Here is a 20,997-nt window from a genome sequence, read left to right as displayed (position 1 = left end):
TGCGGGTCTTCCAGTCTTTTTTCTATCGATCGCATCACGTCTGGTGCTCGGTCGGCTCGTCAACTGGCGACTCTGCAGGCCATCCACCGGGCGACGGGCCGGACAGCTTCGACACGGATCCGCCGAACGCAACGATCTCGGTGCTGAACGCCGGCTTCGAACCCAGCGATGCCGTTGTGACGCTCAGGTCGCCGAAGCTCGATGGAACGACCCTTACTTTCGACGTCAGCGTCCTGGAAGGAAACCTCACCGGCACGGGACCAGCCGCCCTGTTCATCGATCAACGGGGTCGGTTGACGGGAACGAAGCTAGGCGCTTCAGGTTAGGCGATGCGGCACTCTCACAGAGATCAGTGTTGCCGGCGAGACGTTTGTCACCAGCCCGTCAAGTATCAGAATTCGAAGGAAGCCAGTCATGCGCAACTACGACCATGAGGGACATCGAGGTATGAGTGGGCATCCCTATGTCATGTTCGCTGCCAACATGATCCTGAGCCTCATTGTCATGTACTTGGTGATGTTCTCTATGATCGACGGCTGGGGCGATTTTCGGAATAACCTCAACATGCTCTATATGGCACTAACGATGGTTGCTCCGATGGGCATGATCATGCTTGCGACGATGGGGCCAATGTACGGGAACAAGAGGCTGAACATTTTCATATATGTTGGCCTCGCCATTGTGTTCGTGACCGCCTTCGCAGGCACGCGCACCCAGGCTCTCATAGGCGACAGGCAGTTCATCGCTTCAATGGTCCCTCATCATTCAGGCGCGATCCTCATGTGCGGAGAGGCGAACCTCAAGGATCCGGAACTTGTCGCACTCTGCTCGGAAATTTCGCGTGGCCAGCGCGAGGAGATCGAGCAAATGAATGCAATCCAAGCTCGCCTTAAAGATCTCGATTGATTGCCTTTAGTGCGGCTCCAGGCGGCCGTCTGGATGTCGGGGTGGAGTTAGACGCTACGGGCGAAAACATATGCCTGTGATCCATGAGGTCAGCATGCTGCTCATGCGCCCTAGGCAGACTCATCACAGGACGAGAAGCAAAGCACTCCGTCTGGCAGGGCATCAATGCGACCGCCCATCCGGCGGCAACCGGGATCAAGACGTGAGCGCAACCATACGGCCTCTTCTTGAGATGCCCGATGCAGACTGAACGACCGCATCCGGAAAGGGACCATCTCAAGGCGTTGCAAGACATGAGTATGCTCGTGCAAGTCAAGAAAATATCCAAGCACGAGCTCAGGACGAAATATCTCGTATCCTTTGATACCTTCGTAGTCGTTGATGAAATCGCCACAGCCATACAAGATCGGGCGTCCCGCATGGACCTCTATCGGCATCGCATGGTGCGATGAATGGCCGTGCACGATATCAACACCGGCCATATCGATCAACGCATGGGCAAAACGCCAATGCTCAGTTGGAATTTTGTAACCCCAGTTGCCGCCCCAATGGATCGATGCGACGACGATATCGTCCGGCCGTCGTGATTTCGCGATGTGGTCTACCACCGATGGAAAGGACGCTTCGTCCAGATGGGCAAGGAAATTCACACCCCGCCTGTTGGCTTCGGCGGCCCACTCAGATGGAACACCGCTGGAAGAACAAGCGAAGGCAAAAACCAGAACGCGCCGTCCTGCCTTGGTCGTCAAAACAGCGGCGCTTCGTGCCGTACCCGAATCCGGCCCAAAGCCCGCCGTCGCAATTCCTTCTCCCTCGAGTGTCTCAACCGTGTCGACTGCTCCCCCCATGCCCCAATCGGCAATGTGGTTATTGGCCAGAACACAACAATCAATCCTTGCAGCCGATATGCAGCCGATGTTCTTCGGGTGCATCCGGTAATTTATGCCCTTGCGCTCGAAGGCCTCTGACGTCGTAATGCTGGTTTCCAAATTGATGATCCGCAGATCGGGGGACCTTCGATCGATTTCCGCGAGAGCATCCCCCCAGATATAATCGAAAGAAACACCTCTCACGATCGGTCCCGATTTCTGCTCAGCCAGCTCGACATAGTCCTCCGCCGACCGCATGAATGGTTCGTGGAGTAGCGGATTACTTGGATTCGGCAATATCTGGTCAATCCCCCTGCCAACCATAACATCACCGCAAAGAAAGAATCTCATCCGTTCGTTCCTCAGCTCTGATGAGGGCCCGACCACAGGCGCGGCGGCGGCAACTGTTACAACTCGGCCGATGACCCTGTTCAGGAAGAGCTTCGAAGCTTGATCTGGGCGCTCCGTGACGACGAACAAATTGATCTCGTCGCGCTGGCGTGGCTAGGTCGCGGAGATGGTGCGGCCCAAGACTGGGCCGAAATCCGCGAGATAGCCCCGAAAATCGCGTTCACTCGGACGCAGATCTGACCAGGGTCAGGATTTGATGCCGGTCGTCGCGATCGAGGATTTCCAAAGCCCGTAGCCCTTCATCATCCTCCAGCACGGAGATCGCCTTTGGCTTTTCGATGATGTGGTCGAGCCCCTCCACGAGGATTTCAAGCGTATTCCGCTTGGGTTCATAGGTAATGCCCACCAATGACGACGATTGCGCGATAACCTGAGCCCCAAGGGCGGACCCCAGAACTTCAATACGAGCCTGCCTGCCGTAAGCGGTTTCGCTGAGGCGGGCGAAATAGGATTGCCACTCCGTCGGTGGCAAGGTTCTGCTTGCCATGTCACCTTCCTCCATTTCTCCGATGCCACTAAGCCTAATGCCGTGCCTCATGGTCAGCCATGATATGGATCAAGGAGGCAACCGCGCGTCGGTTGAAAAGCACACAATGCTCCTGCCATCTCTAAGTCGACCGCATTCGGTGGGCACGACTTTTCGACGATCGATTACCGCAGTCGCAGCAAGATGTCCTGCGGACTGCCGGTGAGCGTCCTCAGTTGGAAGCGAGCCGAAGGATCGCTTCGACCGTCTGTTTCGGCGCTTCCTGAGGAATGAAGTGGCCGATTGCGTCGAGAACGATGCGTTCATATTCCCCGTTGAAATACTCGTCCTTGCCTGCCGATGTTTCCACGAGATTGCAGCCGTCGAGGGCTCCGTGCAGCACAAGGGTCGGAACTCCGATTATCGGAGTCTCGGCGAGCCTGCGTTCAACATCCTCGTGCTCCGGTGCGCCAACCGTCTCCTTCCAGCGCTGCAGGTATGCGTGAATGCTGATCCGCGGCCAGTCATCATTGCCAAGGGAGGGCGCCATCGCATCGAAATCCCGCCATTTCGTAGACCATTCCGGTGACCACGTCTTCCACAGGAACTTCGCAAGACGCAACCGGTCCTTGTCCATCGCTTCCCGCCCTTGTTCGAGAGCGATCACCCATTCGTACCAATAGGCTTTCGCCAGCTCGTAGTCCATTTCTTTAATGGGCTGGGAGGTAGCGTATCCGGCGGCCATCGCCACAAGACCACGCAAACGCCCGGGAAAGAGCGCCGCTACGCCGTAGCCGGCGCGCGCACCCCAATCATAGCCGCCAATTACCACGTCACTCAGGTCGAGGGCATCGAGAAAATCGACAAGGTCCTGGGTGAGCGCCGCGATAGCGCCACTCCTCATCGTATCGGCTGAGAGGAAGGTCGTGGGACCGCTGCCGCGCAGATACGGCGCAAGGACACGATATCCTTTGTCCGTCAGCGTGGATGTGATGTTGTCCCAGCAGCGCACGTCGTCCGGCCAGCCATGGACGAGCACGATCGGTCGGCCATCGCTCCGGCCCGTCTCTTCGTAGGCGACCCGCAAAAAGGGCGTCTCGACCATGTGATGCATCGGCGTCTCCTCCGCCAAAGTTGCTGTCGCTGACCGAACCTGCCACTGCAAGGATAGTTCCAACCATGCCGCGCATACGGTCAAAGCGGGTACCGAAATCGCAAGGCATCTTGGGAACTATCAAAGGTCTTTGCTGTTCGGGCTGGATCGCGTGGAGCCCGTGTCAATTCGTGGCGGTGAGCTCCTGAAGTTCCTGGAGATGGAGGCACCGCGAATGAAACATCCGCTGATATCCATGCTTTCGGCTATTGTTATGGCTCTTTTTGTTGCCGGTGGCGCGTCGACCCAGGAGGTCCCACCCAACGCCCCGCATGCGGGACTGCCGGCGGACTTCGGCCGAGTGTTCGCAGATCACTTTGCTGAAGCCAACAACGTGCGGCTGCACTACGTTATCGGTGGTCCGACTGATGGCGAGCTCGTTGTTCTCCTGCATGGTTGGCCCCAGACGTGGTATACATGGCGAAATGTCATGCCTGCGCTTGCAAAGGGTGGGTATCGCGTGGTCGCGGTGGACTACCGCGGTGCCGGCGATTCCGAAAGGCCGCAGGGCGGCTATGACAAGGCGACGATGGCTGCGGACATCCGGGCGCTCGTCCACCAGCTTGGCGCGACCCGGGTCAACCTCGTCGGCCGTGACATCGGGGTAATGGTCGCCTATGCCTATGCCGCCCAGTGGCCGGACGAGGTCGCCAAGCTTGTCATGCTGGACGTGCCCGTGCCCGGCACCCGCGTTTGGGAGGAGGCCAAGCACAAACCGGACCCCGAGCTTTGGCATTTCGGCCTGCATCAGCAGCGCGACATTGCCGAGATGCTGGTGACCGGTCACGAGTCCGCTTACATCTCCGACTTCTATAAAAAGCGCGAGGCAGTGCCTATCGCGGACGAGGACATTGCGGTCTATGCGCGCGCCTACGCTGCGCCCGGCGGCCTCAGGGCAGGATTCGAACTCTACCGGGCTTTCCCGCAGGATGAGGAGCGCTTCAAGCAGTTCATGCAAACAAAGCTCGCAATGCCGGTGCTGGCGCTGGCGGGCGAAAACAGCAACGGCTGGAAGGAAACGGAAATGGCGAAGGAAGTTGCCACGAACGTACAGGGTGCCGTCGCGCCGGACACCGGACACTGGTTGCCGGACGAAAATCCGGCGTTTGTCTCGCAGCAGCTCCTTTACTTTCTTGGTGGCGGCGAAACCGGCAGCACGAAATGATCGCCAGAAGAGAATAAGTGGCGCTGCGCCATCTCTTGCGCGAGCGATCGTCACCGAAGGCGAAGATCGGCCTTTGCAAGCGGCAAAAGGCAGCCCTTAAAGCGCGGCCACAAGGGAGCGCCCTTGTGTTTTGGCGCCTGCAAAGGGCCTGCACAAATCCGCACGAACTTAAGCGACAATGAGACCGGCAAGGTTCCGGACAAAATCATCATAGTCGATTGGCTTCTGATACTGACGGATCTTTCGAAACCGCTCGGGTACGACGGAGAAGTCGTAGGCCGAAGTGAACAGGAACGGTACACCCCTCTTGCCCAGCACGTCCGCGACCTCAAATACCATTTCGTTTTGAATATTGACGTCTAGCACAGCGGCGTCGATCTTCTTCGTCTTGGAGACAAGAGCCAAAGCGGACGGGATCGTCGAAGCAGGCCCGAGGACGGATGCACCGTTTCTCTTAACCAGATTGGCAAGATCTGCCCCCATCAGATATTCGTCCTCCACGATCAGCACGACAGGAATGCCGCTTCTATCCCGAGCCGTTTTCCTTTCTACTCTTTTCGGATCCGTCGCCGCCTCCTTCACAATTCCAAGGTCCGCCGCAAGATGAGCACGCGCGCGATTAAGACGGCTTTTGACGGTGCCGATGGTGCAACCAAGCCTCTGCGCCGCCCTTTCGTAGCTTTCGCCCTCCAGTACGATCAGCTCGACAACGTCGCGTTGGTTTGCAGGGAGTTTGCCGATAGCGAGTTGCAGCTCTCGCACCTGGACGCGCCATTCCTGCGGAGCTGGGAAGCTCTGAGTGTCACCGTCGTACTGCGCTGGTGCTTCTCTCCGAGCGATTTTGAAGCGCGTGCAGAATGTGTTGCGCATGATTGTAAATAGCCAGGATTTCACCTGACCGACATCCTTCACTTGATGAAGGTTCGCAAGCGCCTTGATCAAAGTTTCCTGAACGAGGTCGTCGGCGTCATTGCGCTTCCGGCAAAACCGTTGCGAAAACGCGTAGAGAGCGGGCATGCATGCGACCATCGCGCGTTTTCTCTGCTCGTCCCTTTGGATTCCGGTCACAAGGCAATCCTCCTCATCGGACCCATCGATAAGGAACGTTCGAGACCATCTCTCGTTCCCGCCCGCGGCTCCTTTTTGAAGAATGAAGTCAGCCTTGTATTACGTCCTGAGCACGAGACCTGCTTCCTTGACAGCGGCAAGAAATTCCATTCGCGCCACTTCCGCGCTTGCCCGTCCCGCCAGTGCAGCGCGGCAGGCACTACGGGCCTTGATAAACCGAAGTCCGCTCATGGCGGGCCATCGATCCATGAGGCAGATGAGAGCGTCAGATGGGCCCGAAACCGTTCGCAGTTCGTCTCGGTTCAACATGACGCAAATCGGTTCGCGCCATTGCTCGTATGTCACCGCAATCTCCTCCTTTCACCGCTGCCGCCTCCTCCTTGCATCGCTGCCGCGCCAAACAATTCGGAGGCAGTCGGGTTCCCGAGGAAATCGAAAAGCAGGAGGAATATTTTGATGGAACCGCAGCGCAAGGAGACCCGCGCTCCAGAGCGGGGTGCGCGGTTTTCGGCCAACATCCCGCTCTAACTTCTTGATCGAAGGCTTGACGGGCTGGGAGGGCGCTTCAGCCTGCCGCGGGTAAGCCAACAATTCCAGTCGGATTTTCTTCAAATGAACCAAGTTGCAATCAGTGCGAAACTTGCGGCAAAGACCGCCATTGTCGTCACCCCGCCAACGATGTTCATGCCGCGACTGTTGACCTGGTCGCCCATGAGCGCGCGATTATTGGTCATCAGCAGCATAAGCAACAGAAGGGGAGGCGTGGAAAAGCCCTGCACGATGCCTGACCACACCAGCGCTTTCATCGGATTAAAGCCTAGAAAGTTCAGCCCGACGGCTATGAGCGTGATCGCTCCGATGATGAAGTAGAACTTTGGCGCCTGGCGCGCCGTCGCGTTCAGGCTTCCCTTTATTCCGATCGATTGCGCCAGATCATATGCCGCTCCCGTCGTCATCACCGGAACGGCGAGGAAGCCCACTGCGATTACTCCGGCGGCAAAAAGATATCCGGCAGCATCGCCTGCCAGCGGTTTCAGTGCTTCGGCCGCCTGGGCCGCGCTTTCTATCTGCGTGCGCCCCTGGGGGTGCAGGGTCGTACCGGTCGACATGATAATGAAGTACATGACCAGATTGGAAAACAGCATGCCAATGAGAATTTCGCGCCGGGACTGGCGGAGCTCCTGATCGGAGGCGCCCTCGCGCTCGGCAAGTGTTGTCTTTCCCTCGGCGATCTGCTCTTCAACCTCCTCATTCGATTGCCAGGTATAGAGATAGGCTGACAGGGTCGTACCGATGATCGCAACGAGGATCGAAAGAAATTCGCGGTCGAACGCGATCGAAGGCATGAACGTACCCCGCAGGACGGCCATGGGATCGGGACCGGCCAGCAGAGCCGACCCCGCGTAAGCAAGCAGCAGCAAGGCAAGCCAGCGGAAAATCGTCCGGATCAGGACATAGGAGCCGAACACTTGCAGAAGGAAGACTACTGTTGCGACCGCTGCGACGATCGCTGGGATCGGCAGCGGAACGAAAAGGTTGATTGCCGCCGCCATGCCTCCAAGATCGGCTGCGGCCTCGATCGTGTTGCCAATGAGTACGCCGACCAGGACGCTCCAAAGCAGCCAGCGGGGATAAAAGTCACGGATGGCATGGAATAGTCCCCTGCCCGCAACCTGGCCCAGCTTCGAGGACAGGTAAACGACGGTGAACATCATCGGCAGCGTGACTGGTGCCGTCCATAGGATGTCGAGACCGAAGCGCGCGCCGGCGCTCGCATAGGTTCCTATTGCCGACGGATCGTCATCCGCCGCACCGGATATAACACCTCGTCCGATTGCGCCTGTTAGACCCCTGTTTCTCGATCCTCGTCTTTGGCTGTCTTGATGGCCCGTGGTCACGACAGCCTCCGTGAGCCAGTCATTTTGCTGGAACTAGCGCAGTGACGGAGGCGGCTCGACGGCATAGTGGCGCTCCGTGCATGCCACAAGATAGACTTCAGGATCTGGATTCTGGAGAATTTCGAACCCGGCGCTGCGAAGCATCGCCTCCATCGCCGCCTTGTTCGGTATGAACCAGTTCGTGGGATCGTCCGCATATCGGTTTTCGATGAAGTAAAGTTTCGGAAAGTCCGTGCAGTCGAAAACTTTGTTCTCCGCGAAGTCGTAATTTTCCTGAACGGGCGTCACGCTGCGATCGCCACGCTGCATGCACTGAAACAGCATGCGGTGCCCCACGACATGCTCTCGCAGCAGGTCTAGAGCGAGCAGCGGGTAGCGCAGATGATAGAGCACGCCCATAAATAGCACGAAGTCGAAAGTCGTCTCGAGCTTTTCCACCTCATAGACCGACATCTGGTAGAACTCGATCTCGAGATTCTGGTGACGTGCCGCGAATTTCGCCTGCCGCAGGTAGTGGAGATCGGTATCGATACCGACGACACGGCCGGCATTTCGCCGTTTCATCTCAAAGGAATAGAAACCGGCATTGCAGCCGATATCCAGGACGCTGCAGCCATCAAGGTCTTCCGGCACGACATGCCGGAAGCCCTTCCATTTGAAGCTCGGATAATCGCCCAGGAAATGATCGGGGGCGGTTTCGATTCCACCAATGCGAAGATTGTGGAACCATGGCCGGAGTTCCGCGATCTGTCGCCGGAGTTCGTCCTGCGTTCTTGTGTCAGGTTCCATCATCGGCCTCCGACAGATAAGCCCGTCGTCGCTCTGATCGCCGCGCGGCGGTTGACTCGCCGCCCAAGGGACCTTTCTCCAATCGTTGCGCTAAACCAGCCGATTGTGTGCGTAAGCCCCGCCTCCAGTGCCACCTGCGGCTCCCACTGAAGCAGCTCCTTTGCTCGCGAGATGTCCGGGCGGCGGCGCTGGGGATCGTCCGGCGGCAGCGGCTTGTGGATGATCCGCGAGCGTGTCGGCACCATGGCAAGCACCAATTCGGCCAGTTCGGCGATCGTAAACTCCTGCGGATTGCCCAGGTTGACGGGAAGGCCCGGATTGGGGCTGACGTTCATCAGTCTTGTCAGTCCGTCGACCAGATCCGAGACGTAGCAGAACGAGCGTGTCTGTTCACCATTTCCGTAGATCGTCAGCGGTTTGTTTCGCAGGGCCTGCACGATGAGATTGGAGACGATACGTCCGTCATTCGGCTGCATTCTCGGGCCATAGGTGTTGAAGATGCGTACGACCCGGGCGTCAACGTCGCCGGCGCGAAGACTGTCAAAGCACAGTGCTTCGGCTGCCCGCTTGCCTTCGTCGTAGCAGGCACGCGGGCCTGTACAATTGACATGCCCCCAGTAGTCCTCCCGCTGCGGATGCTCTTCCGGATCACCGTAGACTTCACTCGTGGATGCCTGCAGGAAGCGCGCGCCGTGGCGTGCCGCCAGACGCAGCAGATTTCCCGTTCCCGCGACGCTTGTCATCATCGTGTGTATCGGGTCTGCCTGGTAAAGCGGCGGCGAGGCAGGACATGCGAGATTGTAGACCTGGTCAACGCTCTCGCCGATCTCGAGTTCTTCACATATGTCATGTTCGATCGCATGGAAAGATGGATGGTTTTCCAGCGGGAGGATGTTAAGTGGTGAGCCCGTCAGATAGCTGTCGACGCAGATCACTCTGTTGCCGCGCGAAAGCAATTCATCGCACAGATGCGAACCAACAAAGCCCGCCCCGCCGGCGACCAGAATGGTTTTTGGGTCTTTCCTCATCCGACTTGTTCCTTTCTTGCTCTATACGGTCTTAAGCCACTGGTCTGCGGCTTCTTGAGCGGCGGTCTCAAGAGCCGCAGCCAGTTCTCGGGCGCGAAAGCGCCCCGTATGCGCTCCGGCTACGATGTCATAGGCAATCTCCGACAGAAGGCGTCTCTTCTCAGGCCCGTATTGCACCAAAGCCTCGACGACATCGGCGCTTTCGCGAGCAATCACGATGGCCTGCTCCTCGGGAAAGAGGCTACTCAAGCCCTGCCATTCGTCACTGATAACAGGCGTGCGACAGGCAGCTGCCTCAAAAAGGCGAACACTCGGCGACCATCCGGCGGCGCGCATGTCGCTGCGTGTGACATTGAGCGTGAAGCGCTGGCGGCTATAGAAGGATGCGTGCTGGCCGGGAGCGATATGATCGATTCGATCGACATTGGCTGGCCATTCGATCTCGTCCGGGTAACCGGGCCCGGCGACGACGAACCGCATCTGACGGAGTTGACGCGCCGGCTCGATCAGCAGCTCCTCAAGCGTCTGCTGGCGGTCCTCGCTATAGGTGCCAAGGTAGCCCAGATCCCATTGCGGCGCCTCTTGCGTGCAGCGGTAACGCTCGGCATCGACGGCGCAATAGAGCGGCATTGCCCGCCTGGCGCCATAGTGCCTTTCGAGGCGGTCGAGCACATCGCCTCCCGAAAACGAAAAGTAGATGTCGAAGAGCGGTATCTGGCGCACGGCGAGATATTCCTCGTCACCGCGCGCAAGCCGTGCAAGCGTCACCGGCGTATCGATGTCGTAAAAACACAGAAGTCGGGGTCCGACAACGCAAAGGCGATCGACGATCGCAATACCGTCCGGAACGTAGGATCCGATGATCACCGCGTCGGCCGACCTCAGCGGCTCGCAAAAGCGGGAAAACAATTCCTCCGTGTCCTGGAAATAGGCAAGCTCGCAGAAATCCGGATCCTTCAGGTCGCGATGGTTCGCATACCAGGGGACATCACGCTCAAGAAACAGAACTCTGTGACCTTCCTCATGCAATCCCCGCACAAGCGCGCGAAAGGTCGTCGCGTGGCCATTGCCCCACGATGAGGAAAGCGAAAGTCCGATAATGACGATATCGAGAGAGCCGGTCATGCAGCAGCCTTTCGACGGGTGATTGCTGCGCAAAAGGCAGCTTCGGCTTCGACGGCACGATGCACATAGGTATGCTCGCGCAGCAGCCTTTCGCGCGCCCGTGTTCCGATAGCCGCCGCATCATCGCGTGTGAGGGCAAGCAGCGCGTCGGCCACGTCTTTTCCATCACGGGCGACGACGACCTCCCTGCCCGGCTCCAGGAACCGTTCGATCCCTTCCCAGTAATCGGTGATCAGGCAGGCACCGGCGCCGGCTGCCTCGAAAACCCGCGTGGCCGGGGAAAAACCGTTCTCTGCCATGCTCGCGCGGGAAATGTTGAGAACTGCTCTCGGGCTCACGTTGAACGCATTGTGGTCGCGCTCTGCGACATGGCCGACATAGTTGACGTTATCGGTGAGCGGCTTGTCATGCCAGCCGGAGCCACCAAGCAGGAAACGCTGCCTCGCCAACCTTGCAGCCGGCTCAAGGAAGAACGTCTCGACTCGCGCTTCTCGATCCGGAAGCCGATTGCCGAGAAAGCCGAGATCGGCTGAAAAACGGGTATCGGGAGCGACGGGATAATGCGTTTGCGGGTCGAGCGCATTGTAGATCGGAGCACATTGGCGCGCACCGAGGGCGCGATAGGAGGATACGACAGGATCGCCGCCTCCATAGGTCAGCACAATGTCGAGCGCTGGTAGCGCCTGTCTGAGCGGGCAGCCTGGATCTTCCCGCAACTCGGCAAGCGTTGCCGGAGCGTCGACGTCCCAGAAAATTTTCAAGGCATGTGCGGAAGCCGAGCTCATGACCTCCTGAAGGAGAAGATCGTCTTCGAAGCCGACGCCGCTAGCCTTTACCACGATATCAGCAGCGCCGGCCTCAACCGCCACCCTTTTCATGGCGTCGATCGTGCCCTCATAAACTACGACGTTGCACCACGATGGCGGTTCCAGATCACGGTTCTTCTGCCGATCATAGACGTCGGGCTCGTAGAAGGTGATGTCGAAGCCCCTGCCTGCAAGCGCTCTCAGGAGACCGCGATAATATGTGGCGGCGCCATTCCAATAGGTCGAAAGCAGGCTGGACCCATAAAAGGCGATCTTCATTGCGCTACCTCCATTATCGCGTTTCGACCTGCCCGGGCCAGGATCGCAAGAAGGTCATCGACCCTATGACGGCACGTGTGGCGCGCCCGGATGGTCTCGAGCCCTGAAGACGACAGGCTTTCGGCGAGCGAACGATCGCAAAGCACGTCGCGCAGCAGTCGCGTCATCTCGTCACCGTCGCGTGCAAACAGAAAATCCTGTCCTGCTCGAAACAGGTCCTCGACATCACTCCAGGGGGCCGAGAGCAGTGGAATGCCGCAGGCGAGCGCCTCGAACATCCTGATGGTCGGGATACCCGGCAGCGCCTTGACATAGGGTCGCCGCGGAATATGCACCGTGAGCCGATTCTGCGCGAAGGCATAAGGCACGGCGGCATTGGCGATCCAGCCGCGGTAATCAATGCGCGCCGCCAGGAGAGACTCCAAGGCATGTTCAGGATAGCGCACTCCGTGGACGGTCGCGCTCAGCCCCAGCCGATCGACCGGCCGGATGAAAAACGATCGGATCTCGTCGCTGCGCTCGTCGTCTCCCCAGTTGCCGATCCATACGACGTCGCCACTCTTTTGAACGTTCGGCAACGGCTGAAAGACCGTCGTGTCGGCCGCCTCGTGCCAGGTAACGACGTTGCGGCCCCAGCCGGCCTTGAGGTAATGCTCCCTGAGGGTTTCGCCGAAAGCCAGAATGATGTCGTAATCGGCAAGCTGAAGATCGGAGATTTGCGTGGCGGCAGAAACCGCGCGGTGATGCGTATCGTGAAAGACAAGCGTAAACCGACCGCCGCGGCGTCTTGCGCGGCCAATTCGTCCGACGAGCGCCGGCTCGGTCCATTCGTGGACAATGACCACGTCGGCTCCGTCTACGGCCGTCTCGTGATCGAATGTGCCGGTATAACGCAATACGACAAGATCCGGAAAAGCGCGATGGAAAGCTCTCACCGCCGCTTGTCCCCTTTGCGAGACGAGATTTCGATAGCTCCAGGAATCCGCCGGCTCGAGTGCGGTGGCTTGATGGCCGCGCCTGACGAGCTCGCGCATCACGCCGCGAAGAAAATGGGCGTTGCCATGGTTCCAGTCCGATACCAGGGAATGAGTGTAGAATAAAAACTTCATGATTTACCCCGCCGCCGTGAGCTTGCACGAACGTCGCATCGCGCGACGATAGACGTCGAGCAGCCGCAGGCACTGGCGCTCGGCGGAAAAACTCTGCGCCCGACGTTTCGCGCATGTGGCGAGCTCGAGCCTTGCTGACTCGTCATCGGCGAGCCGATTGATCGCGTCACAAAAGCGGCCGGCATCGCGGGCATCGGCAAAGAGCGCCGCATCGGACCAAAGCTCGCGATAGGTCGGTATATCCGCCAGGACGAGCGCGGCGCCGGCATGGGCCGCCTCAAGGACCGCAAGTCCGAAGGGTTCGTAAAGGGAAGGCGATGCGACGATGGCGGCTCTTGCCATCAGCGCCATGACGTGGCCATGCGAAACCTCGCCGAGACGCAGAGCATGATGGAGATGGACATGTTGACCTGCCGGTCCGTCGGTTGCTCCCGCCATGATCACCGTCCAGCTCGACTCTCTCGCTGCCTCGTCCAGCAGGCGGGCGTTCTTGCCTTCGTCCCACCAGCGGCCAGCGGCGAAGACGAAATCTTCCTTTGCCGATGGGACCGGCTCATGCTTGCTTGCGTTGAATACCAGCGCGAGATTGGCTATCGGACCGTAGCAGCGCTGGAGCGCTTGAGCATGGCTACGGCTGGGCGCCAGTACCGCATCCGCACGGTCGAAGCCGGTCCTGTTTCTGCGGTCCTGCCAAAGCCATCGGGCTGGAACGGCGCACCCGTGTACCGCTTCGAACCATGTCACCACGCAGGAATGCGAGACCACGACGACCGGCAGGTTGATGTCGAGACCAACTGCTTGAGACGGTAGATTGAGGTGCAGCAGGTCAATGCCGTATTCGGCCGCCGACTGCTTCAAGAAATCCGGAACTGCCCGCAACTGATGCTCATCATCCACCATCCAGTCGAGGGGTAGATCCGACCACATCAATACGCCGATCTTGCCGGCCTCCAGGGATTGGGCCTCAGAAGGCGGTGGACCGAAACCGGCAAAGATGGTCTCGATTCCGTGCAGCCGAAACTGTTCTGCAAGGTCCATGGCGTAGCGCCAGACCCCGCCGACCGCGTCAACGCTCATCAGGATGCGGCTCGGACCTTCGACTGCATCGCCGCGACGATGTTTGCCACGGTCGACAAAGGGCAGCGGCCGGTACTGTTGTGAGTTGTTCATGCCGTTGCCCTCCTCGCCCGAAGTGCGTCAACTTGCGAGAACCGGTGCACGACAAGCCAGTCGTGAAGGTCGCGCAGACCCTGGCGCCAGGGCACTGTGCCGTGCCAGCCGACCTCGCCCTGCAGGCGTCGCGTATCAGCCACGAAAAAGAGTTGATCGCCCGGCCGCCACTCTTCACGAGTCGTTCTTACGGACCGGGCGACAAGCCGCTCGATCTCTCTCAAGACAAGCCGAATGCTGACGGCGTTGTGCGCTCCGCCGCCGAGATTGAATGCCTTGCCGCTGACGGCTCCGATGTTCCTCAACACTGCGCGGTACGCGCTGACGGCGTCCCTCACATGCAGGATGTCGCGGACCTGCTTTCCGTCGCCATAGATGGAGATCGGTTCGTCTTGGAGCGCCCGGAGAAGGAAATGGGCGACCCAGCCCTGATCCTCGGTTCCGAATTGCCGCGGTCCGTAGATGCAGCTCATGCGCAGCACGGCGGTTGGAACGCCAAAGGTCTTCGCATAATCGAGGACATATTGATCGGCCACGCCCTTCGAGCAACCATAGGGCGTACAGAATTCGAGGCCGCGCTTTTCGCCAATGCCATGTGCGCGTACCTCGTCATCCACTGGGACATAGCGATCGCCAAGCTCGGCCATCGCGATGTCCTGAAGGTTGCCATAGACCTTGTTCGTGCTGGCGAAGACGAGAGGAATTTCCCGCCCTGTTCTTCTAAGGGCTTCAAGGACATTGATCGTGCCTCTGGCATTGACCTCGAAATCGTCCATGGGGCGCGCCAGGCTGGTGGTGACCGCGGTTTGCGCTGCGAAATGGAAAACTGCGCGCGCGTCGGCAAAGATATTGTCGATGCTGCGAGAATCACGGATATCGGCCAATACGGGATGGACGCGATCACCATGCTCCTGTTTCAGCCAGCGCAGGTTCTCCTCGACCCCGGGCCGGCTCAAATTGTCGAGGACGATGACGTCCTCGCCATCCGTCAGATAGTTGTGCGCGAGGTTGCAACCGATAAAGCCGCTCCCGCCGACAACCACAATAGGCGCGTGACCGGCCGCCAGTGACGGGGTTGCGAGGCCCGTTACTTCGGCAACCTGTTTCAATCCGCCCTCCATCAGCAGTCTGGCGAGCAGCTTGGGCTGATTATCTGACGTGACGACGCCAAGGTGATAGTGCCTCGGATCGAACCAAAGGCCTTCCTGCACGGGAACATCTGGCGCCACGTCTCTCCAGCCGTACCAGTACATGCGCTCGGCCGGCACGCTCAGTGCCTTGACGAAGCGGTGCACCTGTTCCATCTCGTCGTTGCGCCAGGTGGAATAGCCGGTCTCAGTGATCCAGATTTCTGCGCTGGCATTATATCGATCGAGGATGCGACGCATCTCGCCCAGATGCAGATCCCATCCGCCCCAGGTAGAATTCTCACTATCCCAGGTTCCCGGAAAGCCGTGAAAGCCGACCGCATGCACGAGGTCCAGCAAGCCGCGCTCCCCCATCAGGTTGAGCCAATAGGGATCGAACGGACAGGGTCCGCCGAGAACGGGCGGCCAGCCGCGATGCCTCGCCCAGTAGGCAGCCCCTCCGACCATCTCGCAGAACAACTTGAAATCGCTGTCCTCACGCCAGTCCCAGTCCAGCAGGTTATTCGGCTCGTTCCACAGTTCGACATGACGGAAGTGGCGACCGTAGCGTGATAGAACGTGATCGACGAAATCCGCATAGTCCTTGAGAACGACGGGCGCTCCGGACGAACGGCCAGTTCGCGACAGTGATGGCGGCGTATAGTGGATGCAGGGCAAGAGATCGATCTGCTCACCAAGTTTCGGCAGCAACCAGTCGAACCACTGTTGTCCGTCGGGTGCGAGATATTCCGCCCACGAAAGGTGAGTGCGCAGGCAGCTTGCGCCGGCAGCAACGATGTCCGGCAGGATCGCTTCGACGGCCTCGTATTCGCCCCGGCGAAACCATTCAACAAAGCCATAACGGCTGTTGGCCGGCGAAAGATCTCTTGGCTTCATGATACCAGCCCCCGTTCCTCCAACAGCCGTTTCATCTGCGCACTTCTGTCGATCGCGATGGTGCCTCGAACCCACTGCGCGAATTCCCCTATGGAGCTCTCGAGCCTGTACCGCGGTTCGAAACCCAGCAATTCTCGTGCTTTGGCGATGTCGGCAAAGCAGTGGCGAATGTCGCCCGAGCGCGTCTTGCCAGTAATGTCAGGAAGGATTTCAGGTACGCTCATGGCCTGCGCGAGCAGCGTGGCCACCTCGCAGATCTCGTAGGCTTGGCCGCTGCCGATGTTAATGACATGGCCGCTTGCCCCTTCCCGCTCGAGAGCCAGCCGAAAGGCGCGGGCCACGTCTTGCACATGCACGAAGTCGCGCTGCTGATGGCCGTCCTCGAAGATCAACGGCGCCTCGCCGTTCGCAAGCCGCGAGGCGAAGTTCGCCAGCACACCGGTATAGGGATTGGAGAGCGCCTGCCCCGATCCGAAGACGTTGAAGAGCCTGAGCGCAACGGCCTCCACGCCATAGGCCTGACCGAAGATCAGCACCTGCCGCTCCTGCGCAAATTTTGTCAGTGCATAAATGGAGGCTAAGTCGACCGGCTTCTGTTCGTCGGTCGGTACCGGAACGAGGGCTTCGCCGTTCGGTCCAAGCGGATCCCATTGCCCCGTCTTGATCTCGGCCGTTTTTCGCCTGACCGAGCCAAACCGTTCTCCGGATGCCGTTGCATAAAGGCCCTCGCCATAGACGCTCATTGATGAGGCAACGACGAGCCGCCTGACTGGCAAGCCAATCATCGACTCCAGCAGGATCGCCGTTCCGAGATCGTTGCATCCGACATAGCGGGCGATCTCGTACATGGATTGGCCGACGCCCACTTCCGCGGCCAGATGAATGACCCCGTCGATCCCTTCAAGGGAACGCCGAACAGTCGACTTTTCCCTGATATCCGCGCGTATGATTTCCGCAGCATCAGACATCTCAGCCTCGACATCGCCGTGAACCTGATCGATCATCGCGTCGATGATCCTGACTTCGTATCCGTTGCGGAGAAGTTCGGCGGTAACCTGCCGTCCAATGAATCCGCAACCACCGGTTACAAGAACTCGCGACATATCTCACCTATGGCTGTAGGTTGGAATGTATCAGCGGCTCCCGAACAACGCGTTGCAAGGTTTGTTCCTTCATCAATGACATCTTTATCATCTTTGACTTCATCAATGACTTCATCCGGAACAAGTCCGCTGATCCGCGGTTAGGAGAGGCTCCCACTCGAAAGTGGGCGCAGTTTCTGGAGGATGCCATGGAAGCAGACACGTGGGCACAGACCCGTACCATGCAGGCAGCCGTGCTTACCGGCGCAGGCAAGCTGCGTATCGACCAGGTGCCGATCCCCTCACCCGGTCCGGGGCAGGTCCGCATTAGGCTGGAGGGCTGCGGCGTCTGCGCTTCGAACCTTACGCCGTGGGCGGGGCCCGACTGGATGGAATTTCCTACGGCGCCGGGCGCGCTGGGCCACGAGGGGTGGGGCGTCGTCGACTGCGTCGGTGCGAACGTTGACCGGCTCTCGATCGGTGATCGTGTAGCAGCCTTGAGTTACAATGCCTATGCCACGCATGACGTAGCGGATGCGTCGGCCGTCCTGCGCCTACCGGAGGACTTGGATGGAAAGCCGTTTCCCGGAGAGCCCCTCGGTTGCGCCATGAACATCTTCCAGCGCAGCGGCATAAGAGCGGACGAAACCGTCGCTATTGTCGGCATCGGCTTTCTGGGGGCACTCCTTGTTCAGCTTTGCCGGGCAGCCGGAGCGCATACGATCGCTTTATCGCGGCGGGCCTCAGCGCTCCAATTCGCGCAATCGGCGGGCGCCAGTCAAACAATCGCCATGGAGGATCATTGGCGCATCATCGATCAGGTCAAGGGATTGACGAACGGTCGATTGTGCCAGTGTGTGATCGAGGCCACCGGCAAGCAATGGCCACTCGACCTTGCGGCAGAATTGACCGGCGAGCGAGGTCGCCTGATCATCGCCGGCTACCATCAGGATGGCCCGCGCCAAATCAACATGCAGCTGTGGAACTGGCGCGGTCTAGACGTCATCAACGCACATGAGCGCGATCCGGCCATGTATATCCATGGGATGCGAAGCGCCATACACGCGGTTCGCGACGGACGTCTGCAGCCTTGGCGCCTCTATACCCATCATTTTCCGCTCGAGAAACTGGACGAAGCGCTGAACATGACGCGCGACCGTCCCGAGGGATTCCTCAAGGCATTGGTTATATATCCATGAACGACGCAAGAATTGATGGCATGACGCCAAAGGATTTCCGACGTCTGAAACTCGGCTTCCTCGGTGTGGGCTGGATCGGAAGAAATCGAATGGATGCGATTCTTCAATCCGGAATCGCCGAGGCGACGGCAATCTGCGATCCTTCCCCAGGCATGGCCGATGAGGCATTGAAGCTTGCTCCCAATGCCGTTCTGGTTCCATCGCTCGATGATCTCCTGCGCGAGGAGCTCGACGGCATCGTCATTGCCACGCCGAGTGCCCTGCACGCGCAGCAAGCAGTCGCCGCTCTCGATGCCGGACTTGCAGTCTTCTGCCAAAAGCCGCTTGGCAGGACGATGGAAGAAGCCGCAACGGTTATCGAGGCAGCAAGAAGGGCCGACAGGCTGCTCAGCGTTGACCTGTCCTATCGCCACACCACCGGCATGCGCCGTATCCGGGATCTTATCGGCGAGAGCCAACTCGGCCGGATTTTCGCAGTCGATCTCCTGTTCCACAACGCGTACGGACCGGACAAATCCTGGTTCTATAAGAAGGCTCTGTCCGGTGGTGGCTGTGTCATCGATCTCGGTGTTCATCTGGTCGACCTTGCGCTCTGGACGCTCGGCTTTCCTGAGGTTCGATCGATCGACGCTAACTTGTTCCGGGAAGGCCGTGCGCTGCAGCGCGGCAGTTCCGAGGTCGAGGATTTCGCCGTTGCGACACTCACGCTTTCAACGGGTACAGTGGTCCGGCTCAGTTGTTCCTGGCAGCTGCAGGCGGGCTGTGACGCCATCATCGCGGCAAGCTTCTACGGCGATCTCGGCGGAGCGGCGCTACGCAATGTGAACGGATCCTTCTATGACTTTGTCGCCGAGCACTACCTTGGAACACGGACGCAGATGCTGGCCGAGCCGCCCGATGCGTGGGGCGGGCGGGCGGCAGTCGACTGGGCGGCGCGCGTTGCCACCGGCCAAACCTACGACCACCAAAGCGAAAAGCTCCTTGCCACGGCGGCGGTCCTCGATGGCATCTACGGGCGCACCCTTGAAGGACTCGACCCGCAAGCGCCGAAGTTGGTCAGAATCTCGCAGTCCACGAGCGGCCGATGATATCTCCCACCCTGTGTTGCAGTGACCACACCCATGGCAAAAGGATAAACAGCCGCAGATAGGCAATGTGGAGAAGCCACCAGCACCACAAGGCATATTACCGGCCAGATTTCCACCTGCGCGGTCTCAAGCCGACCTTCCGCAACCAGCACAAAGTGGAAGCACGCGAGACCGACACACCTCCTCTTGTCTGTGAGCATAATGAACGAAAATATCTTTCGGCCTTGGGAACCGGAAGGCCCCGTCCCGTGTTAGATGCTCGCTTACGGGAGGATCACCATGAAAGACGAGCGGACCGAATGGATCAGGATGCGCGCCTATGCTCTTTGGGAGGCGGCAGGGCGTCCGGATGGGTGCGACCAGCAACACTGGTTTGAGGCATCAGTCGAGCGCGAGCTGATGGAGCGCACACGCGCATCCCTTGACGGCAGCGAGGTGCTGCTGCGCTTCCCCGGCAGACAACGATCTGCCCCTGTTGGCACAGTCTATGGAAGTCGGCGAAAGATTGCCTGACCGAATTTCTTTCGCGGGGCGTGGGCACAGGCCCTTTCCGGTCCGTCAGGGCGCGATCATGGACAGCCTAGCTGCCTCGCGCTCAGAATGGCCTTTGGCCTCTCACCCCATCTGTGCCCAACTTCCAAGATCCATACCGGGATCGCCGATGCAGGCGAGGCTGCCTGCCGGCAGTAAGACGACGCCGATGACCGCCACGGCGGCGACAGCAACCAATGTGGGCTGACGGTGCCAGGGTCGGTCGGCATCCGGCCGTATGATTACGTGATCCGCCTGCGCGCGCTCCTTAAGTCGCGTGTGACCGCGTAGCGCCCCGCATGACGATCCGGGGTATGGCGAAACTATAGGCTAAGCAAGATGTTCAGGCCATGTTCAGGAGTTTGGTATAAGGCTGTGTGGCCAGGGCCTATCATGATCAAGAAGAACCAAACATTCTCCGCTCACTTTTCAGGCAAGCGCGTGCTTGTCGTGGAGGACGAATATCTTCTTGCCGATGAGACACGACGCCAGTTGCAGCGCCTTGGTGCCATGGTTCTCGGTCCGGCCGGCGACGTCCAGGAGGCAATGGCTTTGATCATCGATCAGAAGGTGGATGCAGCCATTCTCGACATTTTTCTTGATGGCGAACTTGTGTTTCCTGTGGCGGAAAAGCTCGAGGAACTGGCTATCCCCTATGTGTTTGCGACCGGGTACGATCCCTCGGTCGTTCCGGCGCATTTTTCCGGTTTCATTCTTAGTGAAAAGCCGATCGATCTTGAACACATCGCGGAGGCGCTCTTTGGGCGAAGCGAAAGGAAGAGCCACTAAAGCCTGTCGCGTGAAAAGAGATTCACGCGACAGGCTTTAGAT

At 59.1% G+C, this 20,997-nt stretch carries 21 protein-coding genes and 1 pseudogene; 8 read left to right on the top strand and 14 right to left on the bottom strand.

The annotated features are described in order from the left end of the window. Positions 1 to 92: 92 nt before the first annotated feature. Together AAE029_RS00320 and AAE029_RS00315 are read left to right on the top strand one after the other, a co-directional pair. Positions 93 to 290 (top strand): annotated as a pseudogene (locus AAE029_RS00320) (hypothetical protein); the annotation flags it as partial. Positions 291 to 414: 124 nt separating this feature from the next. Then, positions 415 to 906, top strand: a complete 492-nt coding sequence (locus AAE029_RS00315) for a DUF305 domain-containing protein (RefSeq protein ID WP_371070787.1) — start codon at positions 415 to 417, stop codon at positions 904 to 906. A 110-nt stretch (positions 907 to 1,016) separates the two neighbouring features. On the opposite strand, the gene AAE029_RS00310 is transcribed toward AAE029_RS00315, so the two are convergent. Beyond that, a complete protein-coding gene (locus AAE029_RS00310) occupies positions 1,017 to 2,255 on the bottom strand; it encodes a CapA family protein (protein WP_371070786.1) in 1,239 nt (412 codons plus the stop codon). Between AAE029_RS00310 and AAE029_RS00305 the strand changes: the two genes are divergently transcribed. Then, on the top strand, positions 2,226 to 2,366 hold the full coding sequence (locus tag AAE029_RS00305) for a DUF3775 domain-containing protein (RefSeq protein WP_371070785.1): 141 nt from the start codon (positions 2,226 to 2,228) through the stop codon (positions 2,364 to 2,366). The genes AAE029_RS00310 and AAE029_RS00305 overlap by 30 nt on opposite strands. Here the strand turns inward: AAE029_RS00305 and AAE029_RS00300 are convergent. Next, entirely contained in the window at positions 2,347 to 2,673 is a 327-nt protein-coding gene (locus AAE029_RS00300; RefSeq protein WP_371070784.1) for a DUF5335 family protein, read from the bottom strand. The two genes, AAE029_RS00305 and AAE029_RS00300, sit on opposite strands and share 20 nt — an antisense overlap. A 211-nt stretch (positions 2,674 to 2,884) precedes the next feature. Beyond that, the gene (locus AAE029_RS00295; RefSeq protein WP_371070783.1) at positions 2,885 to 3,766 is read right to left on the bottom strand and encodes an alpha/beta fold hydrolase; all 882 of its coding nucleotides are present in this window, start codon (positions 3,764 to 3,766) and stop codon (positions 2,885 to 2,887) included. A 214-nt stretch (positions 3,767 to 3,980) separates the two neighbouring features. On the opposite strand from AAE029_RS00295, the gene AAE029_RS00290 reads away from it, so the two are divergent. Continuing rightward, positions 3,981 to 4,970, top strand: coding sequence for an alpha/beta fold hydrolase (locus AAE029_RS00290; RefSeq protein WP_371070782.1), 990 nt, complete (start codon positions 3,981 to 3,983; stop codon positions 4,968 to 4,970). A gap of 168 nt (positions 4,971 to 5,138) precedes the next feature. On the opposite strand, the gene AAE029_RS00285 is transcribed toward AAE029_RS00290, so the two are convergent. The 11 genes from AAE029_RS00285 to AAE029_RS00235 all read right to left on the bottom strand — a co-directional run bounded on the left by AAE029_RS00285 (position 5,139) and on the right by AAE029_RS00235 (position 17,369). After that, positions 5,139 to 5,999 carry a sigma-70 family RNA polymerase sigma factor gene (locus AAE029_RS00285; RefSeq protein WP_371071517.1) on the bottom strand — a complete coding sequence of 287 codons (861 nt, stop codon included), beginning with the start codon at positions 5,997 to 5,999 and terminating at the stop codon, positions 5,139 to 5,141. A 138-nt stretch (positions 6,000 to 6,137) separates the two neighbouring features. Next, complete coding sequence (locus AAE029_RS00280; protein WP_371071516.1) at positions 6,138 to 6,347, bottom strand: DUF982 domain-containing protein; 210 nt, start codon at positions 6,345 to 6,347, stop codon at positions 6,138 to 6,140. A gap of 299 nt (positions 6,348 to 6,646) precedes the next feature. Next, positions 6,647 to 7,936: an Nramp family divalent metal transporter gene (locus AAE029_RS00275; RefSeq protein WP_371070781.1), complete on the bottom strand. Its 1,290-nt coding sequence runs from the start codon at positions 7,934 to 7,936 to the stop codon at positions 6,647 to 6,649. A 33-nt stretch (positions 7,937 to 7,969) separates the two neighbouring features. Further along, a complete protein-coding gene (locus tag AAE029_RS00270) occupies positions 7,970 to 8,728 on the bottom strand; it encodes a TIGR04290 family methyltransferase (protein ID WP_371070780.1) in 759 nt (252 codons plus the stop codon). Continuing rightward, positions 8,725 to 9,753 carry a UDP-glucuronic acid decarboxylase family protein gene (locus AAE029_RS00265; RefSeq protein ID WP_371070779.1) on the bottom strand — a complete coding sequence of 343 codons (1,029 nt, stop codon included), beginning with the start codon at positions 9,751 to 9,753 and terminating at the stop codon, positions 8,725 to 8,727. The genes AAE029_RS00270 and AAE029_RS00265 overlap by 4 nt, the downstream gene beginning before the upstream one ends. 21 nt (positions 9,754 to 9,774) lie before the next feature. Beyond that, positions 9,775 to 10,878, bottom strand: a complete 1,104-nt coding sequence (locus AAE029_RS00260) for a glycosyltransferase (RefSeq protein ID WP_371070778.1) — start codon at positions 10,876 to 10,878, stop codon at positions 9,775 to 9,777. Then, positions 10,875 to 11,963 carry a glycosyltransferase gene (locus AAE029_RS00255; RefSeq protein ID WP_371070777.1) on the bottom strand — a complete coding sequence of 363 codons (1,089 nt, stop codon included), beginning with the start codon at positions 11,961 to 11,963 and terminating at the stop codon, positions 10,875 to 10,877. The genes AAE029_RS00260 and AAE029_RS00255 overlap by 4 nt, the downstream gene beginning before the upstream one ends. Continuing rightward, positions 11,960 to 13,072, bottom strand: coding sequence for a glycosyltransferase (locus AAE029_RS00250; RefSeq protein ID WP_371070776.1), 1,113 nt, complete (start codon positions 13,070 to 13,072; stop codon positions 11,960 to 11,962). The genes AAE029_RS00255 and AAE029_RS00250 overlap by 4 nt, the downstream gene beginning before the upstream one ends. Positions 13,073 to 13,075: 3 nt before the next feature. After that, positions 13,076 to 14,242, bottom strand: a complete 1,167-nt coding sequence (locus AAE029_RS00245; protein ID WP_371070775.1) for a glycosyltransferase family 4 protein — start codon at positions 14,240 to 14,242, stop codon at positions 13,076 to 13,078. After that, a complete protein-coding gene (locus AAE029_RS00240; RefSeq protein ID WP_371070774.1) occupies positions 14,239 to 16,266 on the bottom strand; it encodes an NAD-dependent epimerase/dehydratase family protein in 2,028 nt (675 codons plus the stop codon). Before AAE029_RS00240 ends, AAE029_RS00245 begins: the two co-directional genes overlap by 4 nt. Then, positions 16,263 to 17,369, bottom strand: coding sequence for an NAD-dependent epimerase/dehydratase family protein (locus tag AAE029_RS00235; protein WP_371070773.1), 1,107 nt, complete (start codon positions 17,367 to 17,369; stop codon positions 16,263 to 16,265). The genes AAE029_RS00240 and AAE029_RS00235 overlap by 4 nt, the downstream gene beginning before the upstream one ends. 188 nt (positions 17,370 to 17,557) lie before the next feature. Here AAE029_RS00235 and AAE029_RS00230 point away from each other — a divergent pair, with 188 nt between their 5' ends. From AAE029_RS00230 to AAE029_RS00215, 4 genes are all read left to right on the top strand, one after another. After that, positions 17,558 to 18,547, top strand: coding sequence for a zinc-binding dehydrogenase (locus AAE029_RS00230; RefSeq protein WP_371070772.1), 990 nt, complete (start codon positions 17,558 to 17,560; stop codon positions 18,545 to 18,547). Further along, on the top strand, positions 18,544 to 19,635 hold the full coding sequence (locus AAE029_RS00225) for a Gfo/Idh/MocA family protein (RefSeq protein ID WP_371070771.1): 1,092 nt from the start codon (positions 18,544 to 18,546) through the stop codon (positions 19,633 to 19,635). Before AAE029_RS00230 ends, AAE029_RS00225 begins: the two co-directional genes overlap by 4 nt. Positions 19,636 to 19,914: 279 nt before the next feature. Continuing rightward, positions 19,915 to 20,148, top strand: coding sequence for a DUF2934 domain-containing protein (locus tag AAE029_RS00220; protein WP_371070770.1), 234 nt, complete (start codon positions 19,915 to 19,917; stop codon positions 20,146 to 20,148). A 411-nt stretch (positions 20,149 to 20,559) separates the two neighbouring features. Further along, positions 20,560 to 20,955 carry a response regulator gene (locus AAE029_RS00215; protein ID WP_371070769.1) on the top strand — a complete coding sequence of 132 codons (396 nt, stop codon included), beginning with the start codon at positions 20,560 to 20,562 and terminating at the stop codon, positions 20,953 to 20,955. The last annotated feature ends 42 nt before the right edge of the window (positions 20,956 to 20,997 follow it).

It is taken from the genome of Sinorhizobium sp. CB7 (genome assembly GCF_041357635.1).
In the GTDB taxonomy this organism is placed as follows: domain Bacteria; phylum Pseudomonadota; class Alphaproteobacteria; order Rhizobiales; family Rhizobiaceae; genus Rhizobium.
Note: the sequence above shows the minus strand (reverse complement) of the source record. Positions and strands in the feature narration are given on the sequence as shown.